This is a genomic window from Psychroserpens jangbogonensis, assembly GCF_000797465.1.
Classification (GTDB): domain Bacteria; phylum Bacteroidota; class Bacteroidia; order Flavobacteriales; family Flavobacteriaceae; genus Psychroserpens; species Psychroserpens jangbogonensis.
In genome coordinates, this window is the sequence record NZ_JSWG01000015.1 from 274185 (window position 1) to 294898 (window position 20714).

18 protein-coding genes are annotated in these 20714 nt (G+C 32.3%); 15 read left to right on the plus strand and 3 right to left on the minus strand.

The window, feature by feature from the left end:
- The first annotated feature begins 26 nt into the window (after nt 1-26).
- The 4 genes from RH81_RS14995 (at nt 27) to RH81_RS15010 (ending at nt 4321) form a co-directional block, all read left to right on the plus strand.
- Complete coding sequence (locus tag RH81_RS14995) at nt 27-518, plus strand: GNAT family N-acetyltransferase (RefSeq protein WP_033961805.1); 492 nt, start codon at nt 27-29, stop codon at nt 516-518.
- Entirely contained in the window at nt 515-1372 is an 858-nt protein-coding gene (prmC, locus tag RH81_RS15000) for a peptide chain release factor N(5)-glutamine methyltransferase (protein WP_033961807.1), read from the plus strand. Before RH81_RS14995 ends, prmC begins: the two co-directional genes overlap by 4 nt.
- A gap of 115 nt (nt 1373-1487) precedes the next feature.
- Nucleotides 1488-3482: an NAD-dependent DNA ligase LigA gene (ligA, locus tag RH81_RS15005; protein WP_033961809.1), complete on the plus strand. Its 1995-nt coding sequence runs from the start codon at nt 1488-1490 to the stop codon at nt 3480-3482.
- Nucleotides 3483-3580: 98 nt separating this feature from the next.
- Nucleotides 3581-4321, plus strand: a complete 741-nt coding sequence (locus RH81_RS15010; protein ID WP_033961810.1) for a hypothetical protein — start codon at nt 3581-3583, stop codon at nt 4319-4321.
- On the opposite strand, the gene RH81_RS15015 is transcribed toward RH81_RS15010, so the two are convergent.
- The gene (locus tag RH81_RS15015; RefSeq protein WP_033962200.1) at nt 4318-4701 is read right to left on the minus strand and encodes a DoxX family membrane protein; all 384 of its coding nucleotides are present in this window, start codon (nt 4699-4701) and stop codon (nt 4318-4320) included. The genes RH81_RS15010 and RH81_RS15015 overlap by 4 nt on opposite strands.
- A gap of 148 nt (nt 4702-4849) precedes the next feature.
- On the opposite strand from RH81_RS15015, the gene RH81_RS15020 reads away from it, so the two are divergent.
- On the plus strand, nt 4850-5635 hold the full coding sequence (locus RH81_RS15020) for a hypothetical protein (protein WP_033961814.1): 786 nt from the start codon (nt 4850-4852) through the stop codon (nt 5633-5635).
- A gap of 5 nt (nt 5636-5640) precedes the next feature.
- On the opposite strand, the gene RH81_RS15025 is transcribed toward RH81_RS15020, so the two are convergent.
- Both RH81_RS15025 and RH81_RS15030 read right to left on the minus strand, forming a co-directional pair.
- A complete protein-coding gene (locus RH81_RS15025; protein WP_033961815.1) occupies nt 5641-6552 on the minus strand; it encodes a bifunctional metallophosphatase/5'-nucleotidase in 912 nt (303 codons plus the stop codon).
- Between the two features lie 5 nt (nt 6553-6557).
- Nucleotides 6558-7313, minus strand: a complete 756-nt coding sequence (locus RH81_RS15030) for a 5'-nucleotidase C-terminal domain-containing protein (RefSeq protein WP_033961816.1) — start codon at nt 7311-7313, stop codon at nt 6558-6560.
- A 72-nt stretch (nt 7314-7385) separates the two neighbouring features.
- Between RH81_RS15030 and RH81_RS15035 the strand changes: the two genes are divergently transcribed.
- The 10 genes from RH81_RS15035 (at nt 7386) to RH81_RS15080 (ending at nt 20628) form a co-directional block, all read left to right on the plus strand.
- Nucleotides 7386-7904: a DUF6913 domain-containing protein gene (locus RH81_RS15035; protein WP_033961818.1), complete on the plus strand. Its 519-nt coding sequence runs from the start codon at nt 7386-7388 to the stop codon at nt 7902-7904.
- Complete coding sequence (gene dapA, locus RH81_RS15040; protein WP_033961821.1) at nt 7905-8783, plus strand: 4-hydroxy-tetrahydrodipicolinate synthase; 879 nt, start codon at nt 7905-7907, stop codon at nt 8781-8783.
- Between the two features lie 123 nt (nt 8784-8906).
- Nucleotides 8907-9722, plus strand: coding sequence for an outer membrane protein assembly factor BamD (locus RH81_RS15045; RefSeq protein WP_033961822.1), 816 nt, complete (start codon nt 8907-8909; stop codon nt 9720-9722).
- Between the two features lie 13 nt (nt 9723-9735).
- The gene (locus tag RH81_RS15050) at nt 9736-10068 is read left to right on the plus strand and encodes a DNA-directed RNA polymerase subunit omega (protein WP_033961823.1); all 333 of its coding nucleotides are present in this window, start codon (nt 9736-9738) and stop codon (nt 10066-10068) included.
- Between the two features lie 6 nt (nt 10069-10074).
- Entirely contained in the window at nt 10075-11286 is a 1212-nt protein-coding gene (gene coaBC / locus RH81_RS15055) for a bifunctional phosphopantothenoylcysteine decarboxylase/phosphopantothenate--cysteine ligase CoaBC (protein ID WP_033961824.1), read from the plus strand.
- Nucleotides 11279-12166, plus strand: coding sequence for a type IX secretion system protein PorD (gene porD, locus RH81_RS15060; protein ID WP_033961827.1), 888 nt, complete (start codon nt 11279-11281; stop codon nt 12164-12166). The genes coaBC and porD overlap by 8 nt, the downstream gene beginning before the upstream one ends.
- Before the next feature lie 94 nt (nt 12167-12260).
- A complete protein-coding gene (gene recN, locus RH81_RS15065) occupies nt 12261-13913 on the plus strand; it encodes a DNA repair protein RecN (protein WP_033961829.1) in 1653 nt (550 codons plus the stop codon).
- A gap of 99 nt (nt 13914-14012) precedes the next feature.
- On the plus strand, nt 14013-14825 hold the full coding sequence (locus RH81_RS15070) for an enoyl-ACP reductase FabI (RefSeq protein ID WP_033961831.1): 813 nt from the start codon (nt 14013-14015) through the stop codon (nt 14823-14825).
- A 204-nt stretch (nt 14826-15029) separates the two neighbouring features.
- On the plus strand, nt 15030-18782 hold the full coding sequence (locus tag RH81_RS15075; RefSeq protein WP_033961834.1) for a T9SS type A sorting domain-containing protein: 3753 nt from the start codon (nt 15030-15032) through the stop codon (nt 18780-18782).
- A gap of 121 nt (nt 18783-18903) precedes the next feature.
- Entirely contained in the window at nt 18904-20628 is a 1725-nt protein-coding gene (locus RH81_RS15080; RefSeq protein ID WP_033961836.1) for an FG-GAP-like repeat-containing protein, read from the plus strand.
- Nucleotides 20629-20714 lie beyond the last annotated feature (86 nt).

Below are 20714 nucleotides of genomic sequence, written 5' to 3' on the forward strand. Positions count from 1 at the left end.
TCACGGAGCAAAAATAGAATATTAAAGTGAGCAAAGATAATATTGTTATTAGAGAAATTCGACCAGAAGACAATCCTGAAATAGAAGCGATAATCAAAGGTTGTTTTCCGGAGTTTAAAATACCACTAAAAGGAACAGCTTATGAAGATGCTGAAACACCTTTTATGTACGAATCCTATCAAGGTGAAAAAGAAGTTTACTACGTGGTTGCTAGCGATACCGAAGTCTTAGGAGGAGGAGGAATAAAACAACTAAAGGACTTTAATGGTAATGTATGTGAGATTCAAAAAATGTATTTCTCACCTAAAATTAGAGGTAAAGGCTTTGGAAAAAAAATGTTTGAGGCTTGCTTAAAAGCTGCTAAAGACTTTGGCTTTGAAACCTGTTATTTAGAATCTGCTTCACAATTAAAAGCAGCCATTCATATTTATGAAGACTTCGGTTTTGAGCATAGAGCCGAACCTATAGGAAACACAGGTCATTATTCATGTGGTGTTTGGATGACAAAGACATTATGAGATTAAAAACTATTCTTGATAAGTTCCATTCAACTTTGGATGATAATTATGGTAAAGATGAAGTCAATTCTTTCTTCGATTTAATAATGGAACATCACTTAGGTATAAAACGAATTCAATTAGTTTTAGATCCTGAATATGCAATTACGAGTGGACAAGAACAATTGTTTTCAAATGCTTTAGTGGAATTAAATAATAATTCACCAATACAATATATGTTAGGTGAAACTGAATTCTATGGTTTACCATTTAAAGTGAATGAATATACGCTGATACCAAGGCCTGAAACAGAAGAACTTGTTGAATGGATAATCACTTCTTATATGCAACAAAGTGAAGAGTCTCATCTCAAAATTCTTGACATAGGTACAGGATCAGGATGTATTTCGATTTCCTTAGCTAAAAACTTACCAGAAGTCAATGTTCATGCTTTAGATGTTTCAGAGAAAGCTTTAGACATAGCGAAAAAAAACGCAAAATTGAATGACGTAATTGTTGAATTTATTCATGATGACATTTTAAATCCACGTGTTTCTTCTTCGCCTAGTTTTGATATTATTGTTTCAAATCCGCCTTATGTTAGAAACTTAGAAAAAACAGAAATCAAACCTAATGTACTAGATAATGAACCACATTTAGCTTTGTTTGTTGATGATGAGAATCCATTACAGTTTTATAAAGCGATCTGTGCGTTTGCACAAAACAATCTAAAGGAAGACGGAATCTTATATTTTGAAATCAACGAATATCTAGGAAAAGAGATGATTCTACTTTTAGAAGAATTTAGTTTTAAATCTATAGAACTGAAAAAGGATCTATTTGGTAAAGACAGGATGATTAAAGGAATTAAATAAACTGAATAAAAAGCTAATAAAAAGACAGAAAACCACAATTGTCTTGACGTTCATTTTAGTATATTAGATGCTTTAAATATAAGGTAAAAAGATAACTTTTTTCACGACATTTTTAATGAGTATAGAAACACAAATCCAGTCTCTTCGAAGCGAATTACGCGAACATAATCATAATTATTACGTATTAGATCATCCTACTATTGATGACTTTGACTTTGATATGAAACTTAAACAGTTACAAGAGTTAGAAGCTAAACATCCTGAGTTTTTTGATCCCAATTCGCCAACGTTGCGTGTAGGAGGAGAGATTACCAAGAATTTTAATACAATAGTGCATGAGCACCGAATGTATTCTTTAGATAATTCGTATTCAAAAGAGGATCTATTAGATTGGGAAAAACGAATAGAAAAAAATGTAGACGGAACCGTTGAATTTGTATGTGAATTAAAATACGATGGCGCTTCTATAAGTTTAACTTACGAAAATGGAAGTTTAGTAAGAGCTGTCACAAGAGGAGATGGAACGCAAGGTGATGATGTAACTGCTAATATAAAGACTATAAAATCGGTACCATTACAATTAAAAGGTGATTATCCTGATAAGTTTGATATACGAGGTGAAATCGTTTTGCCGTTTGATGGGTTTCATAAAATGAATGAAGAGCGACTTGAAGCAGGAGAGGAGTTGTACCGAAATCCGAGAAACACAGCTTCAGGAAGTTTAAAATTGCAAGACAGCTCAGAAGTAGCAAAACGACCTTTGGAGTGTTTGTTATATAGTATAATAGGACGGGATTTAGGATTTACAACTCAATTTGATAGTTTAGACAAAGCAAGGCATATGGGTTTTAAGGTTCCAGAAGCCGCCAAATTAGCAATGTCTGTTGATGAGGTTTTGGAATTTGTAGAGTATTGGGATGTTCATCGTCATGATTTACCTTATGAGACTGATGGTGTTGTGATTAAAGTGAATAGTCTGCAACAACAAGAAGAATTGGGTTACACAGCAAAAGCTCCACGTTGGGCAATGGCTTACAAGTTTAAAGCCGAGCAAGTGTCAACGCGATTAAATGAAATCACTTATCAAGTTGGTCGTACAGGAGCAATTACACCAGTTGCAAATTTAAAACCTGTAGAATTAGCTGGTACAACTGTGAAACGTGCGTCTTTACATAATGCAGATCAAATTGCTAAATTGGATATTAGAGAAGGTGATGAGGTTTATGTGGAAAAAGGAGGTGAAATTATTCCTAAAATTATTGCGGTTGATTTAAGTAAACGTCCAGCTGATTCAAAAGTTACGCAGTACATAACGCAATGTCCAGAATGTCAAACAGAATTAGTACGACAAGAAGGAGATGCAAAACACTATTGTCCGAATTACAATGGCTGTAATCCTCAAATTATTGGTCGTATTCAACACTATATCTCTAGGAAAGCAATGGATATTGAAGGCTTAGGTGGTGAAACTGTTGCGCTTTTAGTGAACGAAGGGCTAATTTTTAATTATTCAGATTTATATACGTTAAAGAAAGAAGATGTTTTGCCTTTAGAGCGAATGGCAGAAAAAAGTGCTGAAAACCTAATCAATGGAATTGAATCTTCTAAACAGATTTCATTCGAACGTGTTTTATTTGCATTGGGTATTCGCTATGTTGGTGAGACTGTAGCCAAAAAGCTAGCAAAACATTATAAAAGCATAGATGCAATTGCTAATGCTTCAAATGAAGATTTAATAGCGGTTGATGAGATTGGAGAACGTATAGCTGAAAGTGTAATAGAGTTCTTTTCTTCAGAAGAGAACAACGTGTTTATTGAAAAATTAAGAATACATGGACTACAATTAGAATTGTCAGCAGAAAAGTTGGCCAATCAAACAGATAAATTGAAAGGTTTATCTATAGTTGTGTCTGGTGTCTTTGTTTCTGTATCTAGAACAGAACTTAAAAAGCTAATTGAAGATAATGGAGGAAAGGTATCTTCTTCAATATCATCTAAGACTAATTATTTGGTAGCTGGAGAGAAAATGGGACCAAGTAAACGAACAAAAGCAGAATTATTGGAAATTCCGATAATATCTGAAGATGATTTCTTATTATTAGTTGAGTAAATTCCTACTTTTATATGTATTTCATCGATTAAATAAGATTTTAAACGTTTAATCGAGTGTTATTTTTATATTTGCTTAATAAATAATGAGATAATAATATGCAGATAGGAAAGTTTTTAGGAGCACTTACTTTGGCTCTTAGTTTATTTTTTCTTGGACTACAGTTCAAAGGTCTTGAAATCGAGGCTGCAGGAGTGAGGGCTTTAGCAATTTCTTTGCTTACTTTTTTATATATTATTAGGATAAAGAACAAGCATTCATTTTTCTTATTATTCTTGGTTTTCTTCTCAGTTTCAGAAATTCTAAATTATATCACTTGGAGTATAAATTTAACTGTTACATATGATGTAGACTATTCTTATTATATTGGTAATACACTTTACATTATTTCTTACCTATTTTTAATAGCTAGGATTGTAGTCTCAATGAATTTCAAAAAGGTGTTTTTTAAATTTCCTATTCAAATTGGATTATTGGCTATTCTTGGTTTGTTTTTTGTGTATTACGTTTCGGATACAACTAAAAATGAACTAACCAATAATGAATACTACCTAGAGTTACTTTATAATGCAGTAGTTATGCTTTTAATGGCTATGGCTCTTGTAAACTATATGTACAGAGATGATAAGAAATCTATGAATTTACTGCTTGGAACCATTTGTATTATGTTTTCAGAAGTAATACAACTCGCCTACTTTTATATTGCAGACATTAATTTGCTGAATGTTCTTTGTTCTATGTTTTTAGTATTTGCTTTTCTATTCTTTTATCTACAATGTCGTTTGGAAAATAGAGAGGTTATCGATTATAATCACCAGGATGTTCACGTTGAAAGTTAAAAACGTTTTCCAATTATAGGAATATCTTTTCTATAAATAAACAGTATAATTCCTGAAAGTATAAAAGTCATTAAGGCCGTATAAAATAAAACACCACCATCACCATTTATTTCAATTCCCAATTGTGTTAGATGCATCATAATTGCACCTCCAATAATTCCAAGTGTTAATAATGCACCTGCCCAAGCTGTTTTTCTGAAAAGTAATAAGATCCCAGCAATTAATTCTGCAATTCCAATTCCAATTCTACCTATTGGTTCTAACCCTACTTTGGTGAAAATATAAACACTATCTGGATGTGCAGTAAATTTAAATCGCAAGGTTTGAATTAAAATCAAGGCCACAATAATTCTTAAAACTAGAGGAAGATATTTTTTCATATTGAATGTTGTTTCCAGTTTAGACGTAACATTCATTGAAAACTATAAAAATCAGATGAAATTATCAAAATAATCGACAAATTGTATAAAATTATCGTTTAAGTGTAATATTATTTGTATATTGCCCTACCTACTTATATTAAATATTATGAAAAACGCTCTCAGATTTACGCCAAATTTGATTTTAGTCATCGTACTTGCGGTCATTGTTTTATGTTCTGCAGTAGCGACTTTTTTTGATTCTATTATGGTTCCGAAAACTGTTAAACTTATAACAGTTACTATTTTAATGACCTTTTATTTTTGTCAATTAAATAAAATGGCAAATGTATTTCTGACAGTCTTTCTATTGTTTTTTATTGGTGATGCTTTTGCCGTATTCAGTTTTGGTGAAGTTATGCTAAAGCTATCTAAGAGCATGTATATCGGTGCTTATTTACTACTGATTTTTGTATTACTAGGGAAAATAAAAAAATTAAGATTTGATGGTTTAGTATCAATGTATTTAATACTTGTACTCGTATTAAATGCATACTTTTTATACATTTTGTATGAAGTTGCTAAAGAGAATTTTGTTGACGAAGTGAATCTAGTACTATATGTTTTTCATGGAATTACCTTAATTGCCTTAACCTATTTCTCTTTTGCCGTTTATTTAAGTAAAGAAACAGGACAGTCGATCACATTTTTATTAATGATATTTTGCTTTGTGTTTTCAGATGTTTTAGATTACATAAACAACTTATATATCTATTATTGGTTATTTGAGGTCTTTGGAAGAACTCTACATATTGGTGGTTTGTTTTTACTATACAAGTATGTTTATGATCATCACACCATGGTAAACAATGATAAAAAAATGAATATAAGTGAATATTTTATTACTACCACTCCGAAATTAAAAGACATTAGAGTAGAAGGAGCAATAGACTAATCGTTTTAGACTATTATAGATCTGCCATTTGCTGATTTATTCTTATCAGAATCGAAATAGAAATCGATTTTACCCAAATTAATTCCATAGCAACCCACTTGATTCACTAAAGTGTCTTTACCTTCTATGTTTTTAACAATTGTAGGTTTGTCTAAAAATGTATGTGTATGACCTCCAATAATTAAATCTATATTTTTTGTTTTTTCTGCAAGGTTTAAATCGCCTACTTTTCCTGGTATGTGCCTGTAGTCATAGCCTAAATGTGACAAACAAATTATGAGATCACAGTGTTCGTCATCTTTCAAAATTCGAGTCATATCTTGTGCCGATTCAATAGGATCATTATAAACAGTTTCCTTATATAAGTTTTTACCTACTAGTCCTATTAGTTCCACTCCTAAGCCAAAAATTCCAATCTTAATACCATCCTTGATAATGATTTTATATGGTTTTACGTGCGTGTCCATAACTGTGTTTGAAAAATCATAATTTGCAGACACAAAGTCAAAATCTGCATGAGGTAATTGTGCGTATAATCCTTCGATACTATTATCGAAGTCATGATTCCCAATGGTTGCAACATCATATTTAAGCATACTCATTAGTTTGAATTCTAATTCGCCACCATAATAGTTAAAGTATGGTGTTCCTTGGAAAATATCTCCAGCATCTAGTAATAGCGTGTGTGGATTTTCTTTTCGAATAGAAGTTATTAAGCTGGCACGTCTAGCAACGCCTCCTTTATTTGGATTTCTACCATCTTCTGGACCAAATGGATCAATATGGCTATGCACATCATTGGTATGTAGAATAGTTATTTTTTTTTGGGATGATTTAAAAGACGATAAGCCTATTCCTCCAAGTCCAATTAGTGCTGAAGCTGCAGTTGTTTGTTGAATAAAATCTCTTCTTTTCATTTGGCTTATTGTTTTATCTGAATAAATCGATCGTCAATTACTGGAGCAATCGTATCATTTTTGGTAAAATAATCTATTAGTACATTTCTTATTTTATAGTCTAAGACATGCAGACTGTCATTAGGTTTAAAAAATGTCATGCGATCACCTCCATTATATAAATAATCATTTGTTGCAACATAATATGTTTTCCTAGTGTTAATAGTTTCACCATTAATTGTTGCAGATTTTAGTTGTAATTCTTCATCTAAAATAATCTGTAATCTATGTATTGGATGTGCTCGTTGCTCTCTAACTAAGTAATCGACTAATTCCTGAACTTTAGTTCCTTTCATTTTGACAACAACAACTGAGTTTTCAAAAGGCATAACACTATAAGCAGTTCTTGTTGAAATGTTTCCTTTGGAAATAATAGAACGAATGCCTCCATGATTGAGTAGTACAAAATCAATTTCCTTACCAGTTCTTGATTTAAAAACTGGATTAGATTCCTCATAAACAGCGTCTGCCATCATATTACCTATAGCAGTGTTAAGGTGACCGTCTCTTTTTGAATACGTGTCTTTGGCATATGAGATAACACTATCAAGACTTTTATTAATCTGTATTCTATAAGGTTTTATGTAATCTTCAATAGATTGATTTGACTTAAGACTGTCGGTAACGGCTATTTGTCGACCTTCAATTTTATAAAGATTTTTCGACTTACATGACGTAAACAGAATTAAGGTTAAACATGTTAAAAAAAAGATGTTTTTCATAAGGGATTTATGCAATCGTTAACAAAACATGCAGTTACTTTTTTACTACATTTGTACAAAGCATAAATATAAATGATTTTAAAAGTATTTAAGGCAAATTCTAACCAAAAATATATTAACAAATTGCTGAATGCACGTCAAGTTGCAGTTAGTAACATGAAGATGAATTCGGTTGGTGTTATTTTAAATATGAATGAGTTTTCAGATTTTGATACTTTTAGAAACTATTTTAAAGAACTTGGAGTTTCTCCTGCAAAGACTAAAGTTATCGCATTTATCGACGATGCTAAAGATGCAAACCCGCTTTGGGACACGTATTTTAACCCTAAAGATTTTGGTTGGAAAGGAAAAATCAACAATGTTGATTTGCAATCTTTTATTGACACTAAATTTGATGTTCTTATAAGTTATTATACACAAGAAAGTTTAGAATTAAAACTGATTACAGCAGCTTCAAAAGCCAATTTTAAAGTTGGTTTAATTCAAGATGATAAGCGTGTATTTGATTTAATGATAGACGTAAAGACTAAAGATATTCAACTTTTTAAAATTGAATTAAAAAAATACCTAACTGTTTTAAATAAAATATAAATGACAAAATTTCAAGGTACAGGAATCGCTATAATTACTCCCTTTAAAGATGACTTATCTGTAGATTATGTAGCATTAGCTCATTTGGTGGATTTTAATATTGAAAATGGAACAGATTACATTGTTATATCTGGTACAACAGGTGAGAGCGTAACCATAACCAAAGACGAAAAGAAAGATATAACACAGACTATTATTAAAGCAAATAAAGGGCGAGTGCCTTTAATTTTGGGAATTGGAGGAAATAATACGGCTGAGGTTATTAATGAGATTGAGTCTACTGATTTAAGTGAAATAGATGCAATACTATCGGTATCTCCATATTATAGTAAACCAACTCAAGAGGGAATTTATCAGCATTTTAAAGCCATATCTCAAGCATGTCCGATTGATATTGTGATGTATAACGTTCCGGGTAGAACTTCTTCAAACATGTCACCAGAAACAACATTGCGTTTGGCTCTAGACTTCAATAATATTATTGCTGTCAAAGAAGCAGGAAATAATGTGCACCAATATTTAAAACTGTTAAGAGATAAACCAGATGATTTCTTAGTAATTTCAGGAGATGATGATTTAGCCCTTGGTATTGTTTTGGCTGGTGGATCAGGAGTGATTTCAGTAATAGGTCAAGCTTTGCCGAAGCAATTTTCTAAAATGATGCAATTGGGATTACAAGGAAAGGCTAAAGAAGCTTATGCCATTCACTTCCAATTGATGGATATTACTAACTTGATTTTTTTAGAAAATAATCCAGCAGGAATAAAGGCTGTTTTAGAGGCTCTTAATCTAGCTAAATCAAATGTAAGATTGCCATTAGTTGAGGCTACAAAATCCTTGAAAAATGATATAAAAGAAGCACTTCAAATAATCAATTGATTTTTAAAAAGTTAAAATATACTTAAACATACTTAAGGTCTGTTTTCAACGTTTACTTTAGCAACAAATATTAGTTTTTATTATACGTTAGAAATACGTACTTTTGCAACCTGTTTTTTATTTATGAAGAAATTTGTTTACATCCTTTTATTAGCCATCACACTATCATCATGTAGTGAGTACCAAAAAGCCTTGAAATCTGAAGACGTAAAGACTAAACTTGATATGGCAACAAAGCTATATGAAATTGGTAAGTTTTCGAAAGCCAATAAGCTTTTTACACAGGTTATACCAAAATATAGAGGAAAGCCTCAAGCAGAACGTTTGATGTTTATGAGCGCGATGTGCTCATATGAATTGAAAGACTACCATATTTCTGGTTATCATTTTGAACGTTTTGAAAATGGCTACCCAAAAAGTGAGAAGGCAGAGGAGGCATCATTCTTATCGGCTAAAAGCTATTACGAGTTATCTCCAGTGTATTCAAAAGAGCAAGCAGAAACTATTGAAGCTCTTGAGAAACTACAATTATTTATCAATAAGTATCCAGATTCTAAATTTTTAGCTGAAACAAATGTTCTAATTAAAGAATTAGATTTTAAACTAGAGAAGAAAGCTTTTGAAATAGCAAAGCAATATAATAAAATTGCTTACTTTGAATCTTCAGATTATGAAGCAGCAATTAAAGCATTTGATAATTTTTTAGTAGATTACCCAGGAACTAGTTTTAGACAAGAAGCTATGTTTTTCCGTTTGGATTCTGCATACAGATTAGCGATCAATAGTGTTAAAAGTAAAAAAGAAGGAAGGTTGGATATAGCTTTAGGTTATTACAATACTTTTCATAAATATTATCCTGATTCTGACAGAACTGAAGAAGTAGAAAAGATGAATGAGGATTTGCAAACCCAATTACAACAATTCAATACTAAAAGTTAATCATATATATACTATGACAGATTTAAAGAAAACCAATGCTCCTGTAACAACCTTAACGTATGATAGAAACGTTATCGATGAAACAACTGATAATATCTATGAAGCAATTTCAGTGATATCTAAAAGAGCAGAACAAATCAATACTGATATCAGAAGAGAATTAGTAGATAAGTTAGAAGAATTTGCTACTTACAACGATAGTCTTGAAGAAATCTTTGAAAACAAAGAGCAGATTGAAGTGTCAAAATTTTACGAAAAATTACCAAAACCACACGCGTTAGCAGTACAAGAATGGTTAGATGATAAAATCTACTATAGAAATACTGATGACGACGTTACGGAATAAATAAACATGTCTATTTTAAGTGGCAAAAACATACTATTAGGTATTACCGCTGGTATTGCTGCTTACAAAACAGCAAGCCTAGTTAGGTTATTTATAAAAGCAGGTGCTAACGTAAAGGTCGTTATGACACCTGCTTCTAAAGACTTCATTACACCTTTAACACTCTCAACATTATCTAAAAACACAGTGCATTCTTCGTTTACAAATGACGATGATGACAATGCAATGTGGAATAACCATGTCGAACTTGGTCTATGGGCTGATCATTTTGTTATTGCACCTGCAACAGCAAATACAATGTCTAAAATGGCTAATGGTACGTGTGATAATTTGTTGTTAGCAACATATCTTTCAGCTAAATGCCCAGTTTACTTTGCACCAGCTATGGATTTAGATATGTATAAACATCAGTCTACTTTAGATTCATTTGAAAAATTAAAGTCATTTGGTAATACGATGATTCCTGCAACTTCAGGGGAATTGGCTAGTGGTTTGGTTGGAGAAGGTCGTATGGCAGAACCTGAAGACATAATTGCCTTTATTGAAAGCGATATTTTAGATAAACTTCCACTACGTGGAAAAAAGATGCTTATTACAGCAGGACCAACTTATGAAGCTATTGACCCTGTTCGTTTTATTGGAAATCATTCAAGTGGTAAAATGGGATTTGAAATCGCTAAAGCCGCAGCCAATCTAGGAGCAGAGGTTCACCTTATTTCTGGACCAACTCATCAAAAAGTAACACACAGTTTAATTGATGTTGTGCATGTTACAAGCGCTTCAGAAATGTATGACGCTGCACATTTGTATTTTAATTCTGTAGATATTGCTATTCTTTCTGCTGCAGTTGCAGACTACAAACCAAAAAATGTTTCAGATATAAAAATAAAAAAGGCATCAACAACGTTTAGTATTGAGTTAGAGAAAACAAAAGACATTTTAAAATCATTAGGAGCTATTAAAAAGAATCAGTTTTTAGTAGGTTTTGCCTTAGAGACTAACAATGAACTTGATAATGCAAAAGGGAAGTTGAAGGCCAAGAATTTAAATCTTATTGTATTAAATTCTCTCAATGATAAAGGTGCTGGTTTTGGTGGTTCAACAAATAAAGTTACTTTTATAACTGATACCGAAGAGGTGTTAGAACACGAGCTTAAATCTAAGACAGAAGTAGCTCAAGACTTAATGCAACAAATTATTAAACAACAGCATGCGTAAATTAATTTATTTATTAATAGTAACATTTTCTTTGCAATCATTTTCACAAGAGCTTAATTGTGAGGTTATTGTAAATGCACAGCTTACAGGAAATGAAAACGTACAAGTCTTTAAAACGCTTGAACGACAACTAAAAGAATTTATAAATAATACTACCTGGACAAATAAAACGTATAAGTCTCAAGAACGCATTAATTGTAGTATGGTAATTAATGTTACCGATTACAATAACGATAATTTTAAAGCCACAATTCAAGTACAATCTGCAAGACCAGTTTATGGGTCGTCTTATAGTACTCCAGTCTATAATTATAATGATAAGGATTTTGACTTTAAATATCTGGAATTTCAAAATATAGTATATAATGAGAATCAGTTTGAATCTAACTTGGTTTCAGTTTTAGCGTTTCATGTATATATGATTTTAGGAATGGACGCTGATACATTTTCTTTGAAAGGAGGAGAAGAATACTATGCCCAAGCTCAGGTTATTTCAAATTATTCACAACAAGGGAGTTTTAGCGGTTGGAAGCTTGAAGATGGCAACCAATCTCGTTTTATCTTAATCGACAATGTATTATCTGAAACATATAAAGAATTTAGACAAGTCCTTTATAATTACCATCGATTTGGTCTTGATGAAATGAGTAATGATGCCAAAGAAGGCAAATTATCAATAGCTAAAAGTATGACTTCATTGAAAGAAATGAATAACAGACGTCCAAATTCTTATTTAATGCGTGTGTTATTTGATGCTAAAGCAGAAGAAATTGAAGACGTCTTTAGTGGTGGACCAACCGTGAATATTTCAGATTTAGTATCTACATTAACTAGATTAGCTCCAATGCATGCTTCAAAATGGCGTAACATTAATTTCTAGAGTTTACGTTTTTATGCTTATTTTTATCTTTAATACTTGGTCTTAAAAATAAGGCGCGAAAGGTAGTCTATAAGTATACCATTTAACACGTTATATGCTCACAAACTTAACTATAAAAAATTACGCTCTCATTGATGAATTAAATGTAAGTTTCAACACTGGACTTACAATAATCACTGGAGAAACAGGAGCAGGTAAATCTATTCTTTTAGGAGGATTGTCTCTTATTTTAGGGAAGCGAGCAGATTTAAGTAGTGTAAAAGATAGTTCGAAAAAATGCATAATTGAAGCGACTTTTGATATTGCTAAATACAACTTAAAGTCTGTCTTTAAAACCGAAGACCTAGATTACGAAGCACAAACTATAATTAGAAGAGAAATTTTACCATCTGGGAAATCTAGAGCTTTTATAAATGATACACCTGTCAATTTAGATAGTTTACAAGTACTAGGTGACCGTTTACTGGATATTCATTCTCAACATCAAACCTTACAACTCACAAATGATAATTTCCAGTTTCAGGTTATTGATGCTTTAGCCGAAAATGAAAAGCATTTAATCAAGTACAATACCTTATTAAAGCAATTTAAACTTTTAAAAACTGACCTTGAATTTCTTAAGGATAAAAAGAATTCAGCGTTAAAAGAATTAGATTATCATGCGTTTCTACTTAATGAGCTTGAAGAAGCCAAATTGATTTCTGGTGAATTAGAGGTTCTAGAAACAGAATATGAAACTCTAAATAATGTTGAAGAGATTAAAGAAAAACTATCCTTATCTCATGGATTAATGAGTAATGGTGAAATGGGAATTATTACTAATCTTACCGAATTAAAAAACCAATTCTCAAAGCTCTCAGGTTACTCAAGTCAGTATAGTTCTATATTCGATCGTATACAAAGCAGTTTAATTGAATTGGATGATGTGTTTTCAGAAATTGAAAATCTTCAAGACCAGTTAGAAGCAGATCCTAATAGATTAGAACAAGTAAATACTAAGCTTCAAATCATTAATAATTTATTGCAAAAGCATACTGTATCGAGTATTGAAGAGTTACTTCATATAAAAGAAGAATTAGACGTTAAGGTTTTTGAAACAGAAAATTTGGATGCTATAATTTCAGAAAAAGAAGAGACTATTAATGTACTTGAATCTAAATTGATTTCTGAATCAGATCGTATTCATAAAAATAGAAGTGCCATTATTCCTAAACTAATGAATCAGTTAGAATCTATATTGGCAACATTAGGAATGCCTAACGCTAAGTTTAAGATTCAATTAGTGCCAACAAATACCTTTACGGTTAACGGAAGAGATGAGCTTCAGTTTTTGTTTTCAGCAAATAAAGGTGGACAATTTAACGAGCTTAAAAAATCTGCATCTGGAGGAGAGCTGTCAAGAATCATGTTGGCTATAAAGTCAATACTTTCAAAATATATGCAACTGCCTACCATTATGTTTGATGAAATTGACACTGGTGTTTCCGGAGAAATTTCAAATAAAATGGCTACTATAATGCAACAAATGAGTAAATCTATGCAAGTTTTTACAATTACGCATTTACCACAGATTGCAGCTAAAGGAGATACACATTATAAAGTATTTAAGGAAGATGTAAATAATGTAACTCAAACACAACTTAAACAATTAAGCCCAAATGATCGCATAGTTGAAATTGCTCAGATGTTAGGAGGAGCAGATGTGTCAACGTCTGCAATTGCTCATGCAAAGGAATTATTGAATTAGTTGAATTTCTTTTCCCAGCGGTATAATTCAAAAAAATAAAGTTAACTTTGAGCGCTTAAATTATAGACTAAAAAAACTAAAATCTAAAGAATAAGTCATATGTCATACAATTTATTAAAAGGAAAAAAAGGAATCATATTCGGAGCGTTAGATCCAAATTCAATTGCTTGGAAAACTGCTGAGCGTGTTCATGAAGAAGGAGGAACATTTGTTTTAACAAATGCACCAATTGCAATGAGAATGGGACAAATAAATGAATTAGCTGAAAAAACTGGTTCTCAAATTATTCCAGCAGATGCAACATCTGAAGAAGATTTGCAAAACCTTGTAGAGCAATCTATGGAAATCCTTGGAGGCAAAATAGATTTTGTTTTACACTCTATAGGTATGTCAGTAAATGTTAGAAAAGGAAGACCTTATACAGATCAAAAATACGATTGGACTCAAAAAGGAACTGATGTTTCTGCAATGTCTTTTCATAAAGTAATGCAAACGCTTTATAAAGCTGATGCTATGAATGAATGGGGAAGTATAGTTGCTTTAACTTATATGGCAGCCCAACGCGTGTTTCCAGATTATAACGACATGGCAGACAATAAAGCATATTTAGAAAGTATTGCTCGTAGTTTTGGTTATTTTTTCGGAAGAGACAAAAAAGTAAGAGTGAATACCATTTCACAATCACCAACTCCAACTACTGCTGGTCAAGGTGTAAAAGGATTTGATGGCTTTATGTCTTACGCAGAAAAAATGTCTCCTTTAGGAAATGCTACTGCAATAGATTGTGCAAATTATACGATTACCTTATTTAGTGATTTGACAAAACGAGTGACACTACAAAACTTGTTTAATGATGGAGGTTTCAGTAACATGGGAGTTAGTGATGCCGTAATGGATAAGTTTGTTGAATAATTAAAATTTAGACTTAAATAAAAAGCCACTTATCGAATGATAAGTGGCTTTTTATTTTTTGAAAAACTAGTCATACAAAATAGCAGTTTATCTAAGTTTTTTGTATTTAATCGATTAGCTAATAAAGCCAACCTTAATCATCTTTAATATGATTAATTTAATACCATTAAAATAACTAAACTAATAACTAAACTAAACTAAAACATGAAAAAAATTACTTTAGGTTTATTTTTTGCGCTGTCACTTTCGATATGTTCGAATTTAAGTGCGCAGGTTTTAAACGAATCAGCGAATTGGCCAAGTGTTGATTGGCTATTAACAGGTACTTATAGTACCGCAGCAGGCGCTGTTGAAGGCGATCCTACTGTTGATGCAAATTTTGCTTTTGACGACGACGATGCTGGAGCTACTAGTGATGATAACATTGCGGCTGAATCTCCAGAAATTGATTTAACAACTGCTTTTGGAGCAGGTGAAACATGGTTAACAGTAACTACTGACTATGTGTTTCGTAAGCTTTCGGTTGAAGAATTTTTAAGAGTTCAATATTTTGATGCAGACACTAGTTTGTGGGTAAATTGGGAACCAGATTCTATGCCAGGCAATGACACAGTATTGACAGATGATTATTGTGCAGGAACACCAGTTTCATATACAACAGGTGTTTTAAATATAGCTGGATTTTCAGTTTTACAACAATCAAATTTCAGATATAGAATTTTGTATGATGATGATCCTAACGGACAAGCTTATGAATATGGATTTTGTATGCAATCTCCAACCATAACTTCTGCAGTTCCACCATCGTGTCCAGACCCAATGAGTTTGGCTGCAACACCAATGAATACTACTGATGTTAATTTAGAATGGGTAGAAAATGGAACAGCAGCAATTTGGAATATTGAAATTGTTGATGTAACTGCTGGAGGTGCTCAAACAATGACGCCAACTTATTCAGGTGTATCAAACCCTTACATGGAAACAATGTTAATCCCAGGAAATGACTATGAATTTTATGTACAATCCGATTGTGCTGGTTCTGGAACTTCAGGCTGGTCTGGTCCGGCTGCATGGTCACAACCTAATTTAGGTGATGTTTGTGAGGCTGCAATTATAGTTGCTTCTTTACCTTATAATACATCAGATGATACTGCTAATTATGGAGATGATTATGATGGTGTACCAGGAACTGATTGTGGATCTGGATTTACTTATTTAGGTGGTGATGACGTGGTATATGAATACACGGCAACATCTGATACTTCAATTAATGTTGTGCTTTCTGCAATAGGTGATACTTATGTAGGAGTTTTTGCATATAATGATTGTGCTGATATTGGTGTAGCTTGCTCGCAAGGTGCAGTTAATGAAAATGCTCAAGATGACTTAGAGTTTGACTTAACAGTTACCAATGGTGAAACATACTATATTTTAGTTTCATCTTGGCCAGCACCTCAATCTACTACATATACATTAGATATTACTGAAAACACATGTACTGATGCAACAGTAGCTTATAGTATTGTTGATGATTGTGCTAATTCTGGAGGTTTTAATATCTTAGTTGATATTACTGATGTTGGTACGTCTACGTCAATAGATATCAATGATGACCAAGGTAGTGCAACACAATCTACAGGAGTAGCAGGAATGTTTACTTTTGGTCCTTATGCTAATGGAACTGATATTGTCATGTCTATAACAGATAACGATGATGCAAACTGTAACCAATTGAGTGGAGCTTTGACACAAAATGCGTGTCCTGCTTTAAATGATGAATGTGCTAACGCTATAGACCTAGATCCATTTGCAAATGCTGATGGTTCTTGTACTGAAGTTTATTCAGGTAGTAATATTGGTGCAACAAATTCTGCAGGAGAAATAGTTCCAAGTGGAGCTTGTGCAGATGGTGATGCAGCTCCAAATGATGTTTGGTTTACATTAACTGTTCCAGTTACAGGTCAATTTGATTTTGAATTTATTACAAACCCTGGTTTTTCTACTATAGTAGAATTGTATACAGGAACATGTGGTGCTTTAGTGGCCTTAGATCCTGTACTATGTAATAATGGAGCTACAAGAACATTTGCTGGTTTAACTCCTAGTGAAACTGTCTATTTGAGAGTTTGGGATTATGGAAGTGATGAAGAAGGTGTATTAGAAATATGTATAAACTACTTGAATTGTACGCCTGCAGCAGTAAGCACATCAATTGTAAGTGATTGTGATAATGCTCAATACCAAATTGATGTAGACGTAACTGATTTAGGTGACGCAACCTTTATCAATGATGGTACGAATTCATACCCAATTGTTGTTGGTAGTAACGTAGTTGGTCCTTATCCAAGTGGTACAGATGTCAACTTGACTATAGAGCATAGTGATATGAATTGCGAATTTGCAATTCCAGTCATTAATTTTGCTTGTCCTACTTTACCAACAGTAGACGCTACTTTGACAATCAATGGTTGTTTAGATTCAGATTCGTACAATACTCCGTATGACGCAAGTGTTAAAGGTGTTTATTGGGTACAGCTTGATTATGATGGTGGTTGTTTTGAAATCACTTCAGATACTGAAGGATCAGATTTTGATACTGTACTTGGATTGTATGATTCAGATGGATTTTTAGTAGTTTCTAATGATGATGATTTTGGTGGAATAACACCTCAGAGTTTATTTACAGAAGTAGCACTACCAGCTGGTACGTATTACCTAGCTGCAGGAGCTTATAATATGGCGTTTGGAGCTGATAATTTTGATGCAACAACGGCCAATACTGCAGATGTAGGAACGCTTTTCGTTAATGCAAGTACACCATCAGACAATACTGTAGATTTTTGTAATCTTCAGTTCCCTTTTGAAGGTAATATAGAGTTAGCACAAAATTTTGATGTGTTTACTCAAGTATACGAAGCTGGAGTTACAGAACCAGCAGGTCAAGGAGCAGGTATTGTAGGTTGGATAGGTTATAGTGAAACAGATGCTACTACTGCTGCGGATTTTACTTCTGGAGATTGGACATGGGTCTTAGCTGATTACAATACAGGTGGACCAGCAACCAATAATGATGAATATTTTGCCGAAATTGGATCTGCAAGACCAGTAGGAACTTACTATTATGTAAGTCGCTACTCTATTGATGGTGGACCATTTGCTTATGGAGGTATTAATCCAGGAGGTTCTGATGGAAACTTTTGGGATGGAACTAATTTTGTTTCAGGTGTGTTGAATGTTACATTACCACCACCACCAGTTAATAATGATTGTTCTGGAGCAATAGCTCTAACACCAGGTACTGTATTTGAAGATAATGCATTAACTGGACAAACTCAGGCTGGATCTACTGATTCTGGAGAAACTCCATTACCAAGTTGTTCTACTTATGATCCTGCGGATCCTACAGGTTTTGGAGGAGACGTTTGGTTTTCTGTTGTAGTGCCTGCTGATGGAATGATAGATATCGAAACTCAAGCCGATCCAACAGGAAGTGGTGGAGATAGCGGTATGTCTGTGTATTCAGGAGTTTGTGGCGCTTTAGATGAAGTTGCATGTGATGATGATGCTAGTACTGATGGAAATTATTCATTAGTTAGTATTTCTGATCCTGCTTTGGCGAATCAAACACTTTATATTAGAGTTTTTGAATTTGGCGGAAATGCATTGCTAAACTTCCAAGTTTCAGCTTATAATGCTACATTATCTGTTGAGTCATTTGATAACGAAAATGCGTTTACGTATTTCCCAAATCCTGTGAAAAATGAGTTAACATTGAAAGCTAAAAATAATGCTATTCAAAATATATCAGTAATTAATATGTTAGGTCAAGAAGTTCTTAAAACAACACCTAATACGCTTGAGAGTAACTTAGATATGAATTCCTTGAATCAAGGATCATACTTTGTTCAGGTTACTATTAATGGAATTACTGAAACCATTAGAATTATTAAACAGTAAGAGTTTAATTTTATATAGTTTTAAAAAGCCACCTTTAAGGTGGCTTTTTTTGTTCTTAGTTTGACATAGAATTTTTAAATTATTACATTTGGGATAAGTACTTATAACCATTAAAATTATTATGTATAGCAATACAAAATTATTTACTGCAGTACTTCTTCTGTTATTTGTAAGCATTTGTAAATCGCAAACAAATTTTGTTGATAAAGCAACAGAGTTAGGTCTTGGTGTGTCTTGTGGAGATGGTACATTTGGAAACGGGATTACCTTTTATGATTATAATGATGATGGATGGGACGATATTACCTTAGCGACTCAAGCAGGTGAGTCTATTCGGTTTTTTAAAAATTTAAATGGTGTTTTTGTAGAAGAAATACTTAACATTCCGAATAATATGTCCTATATGAAGCAAGTTAATTGGGTTGATTATGATAATGATAGTCATCTTGATTTGTTTGTTACAAGTAATATTGATGGTAACAGATTATATCGTAATGATGGTAATTTTAACTTTTCCGATGTTACTAATGACTCAGAATTACCTATAATTAATATGGGGACATATGGTGCGTCTTGGGGAGATTATAATAATGATGGCTATTTAGATGTCTTTATAAGTAATAGAGATAATACTGAATCTTACCCAAATTATCTCTATAGAAATAATAATGACGGTACGTTTACAAATGTTAGTGATTCTGCAGGTATTTTGAATACTAGTAATTTGTCATTTTGTTCAGCCTTTTTTGATTTCAATAATGATGGATGGCAAGATATCTATGTGTCTAAGGATAGAGATAATAACAAAAACGTATTGTATAAAAATAATGGTGACGGAACATTTACTGATGTAAGTGAGTCTTCTAATACAGATTTATATATTGATGCCATGTCTGTTACAATTGGGGATTATAATAATGATGGTTGGTTTGATATATATGTAACTAATACATTTAATGGAAATGTATTTTTGCAAAATAATGGTGATGAGACATTTTCCAATATAGCAGTTGCTAACGGAACAACTTTTGAAAGTATTGGTTGGGGAGCTGTGTTTTTAGATGCTGAAAATGATATGGATTTAGATTTATATGTTAGTGGAGCACTTGATGGATCAAATGCAAGTTTTCTTTCAGCTTCATTTTATGAGAATGATGGCACCGGAAATTTTACGATTCCGACTACTGGTTTCACAAATGATAACAGACAGAGTTTTGCTAATGCTATTGGAGATATAGATAACGATGGTTTTCCTGAAATAGCAGTAAGTAATAATAATTTTGAAAACATTTTTATTTGGAAAAATGAAGTTTCATCTACCAATAACTGGCTTAAAATAAATTTAGAAGGCATTCAAAGTAATAAAAGAGGTATAGGCTCATTAATTGAAATCTCAATTAATGGCGTAAAGCAATATCGATATACACTATGTGGAGAAGGTTATTTGGGGCAAAACTCTGGCACTGAAATTTTTGGTTTAGGTGATAATAACACTGTGGATTATTTAAAAGTCACTTGGCTTAGTGGTGTAATTGATGTTATTACAGATGTTACTGCCAATCAAACATTAAATATTTTAGAAGGCTCAAATACGCTTTCTAATAATGAATTTGTGATTAATGATATTAAAATAATTCCAAATCCAGTAGAGAACATATTAACCATCAATTCTAAAGAACCAATTGAAAAGATTGAAGTTTATAATATTCTTGGCCAAAAAACCAATTATTCTACTTCTGGAAAAACAACAGAGAGTATTGATTTGTCAGGTTTGAATTCTGGAGTTTATATGGTTAAAGTGTTAGTTGCTGAGCAAGTAAAAGTGATTAGAATAATTAAAAACTAATTTAGCCTAGTTTTTTTTATAAAATTTACTTTCAATAGTATAGATATTATGAAAAAAACTTACTTAATAATTTGTTGTTTTCTATT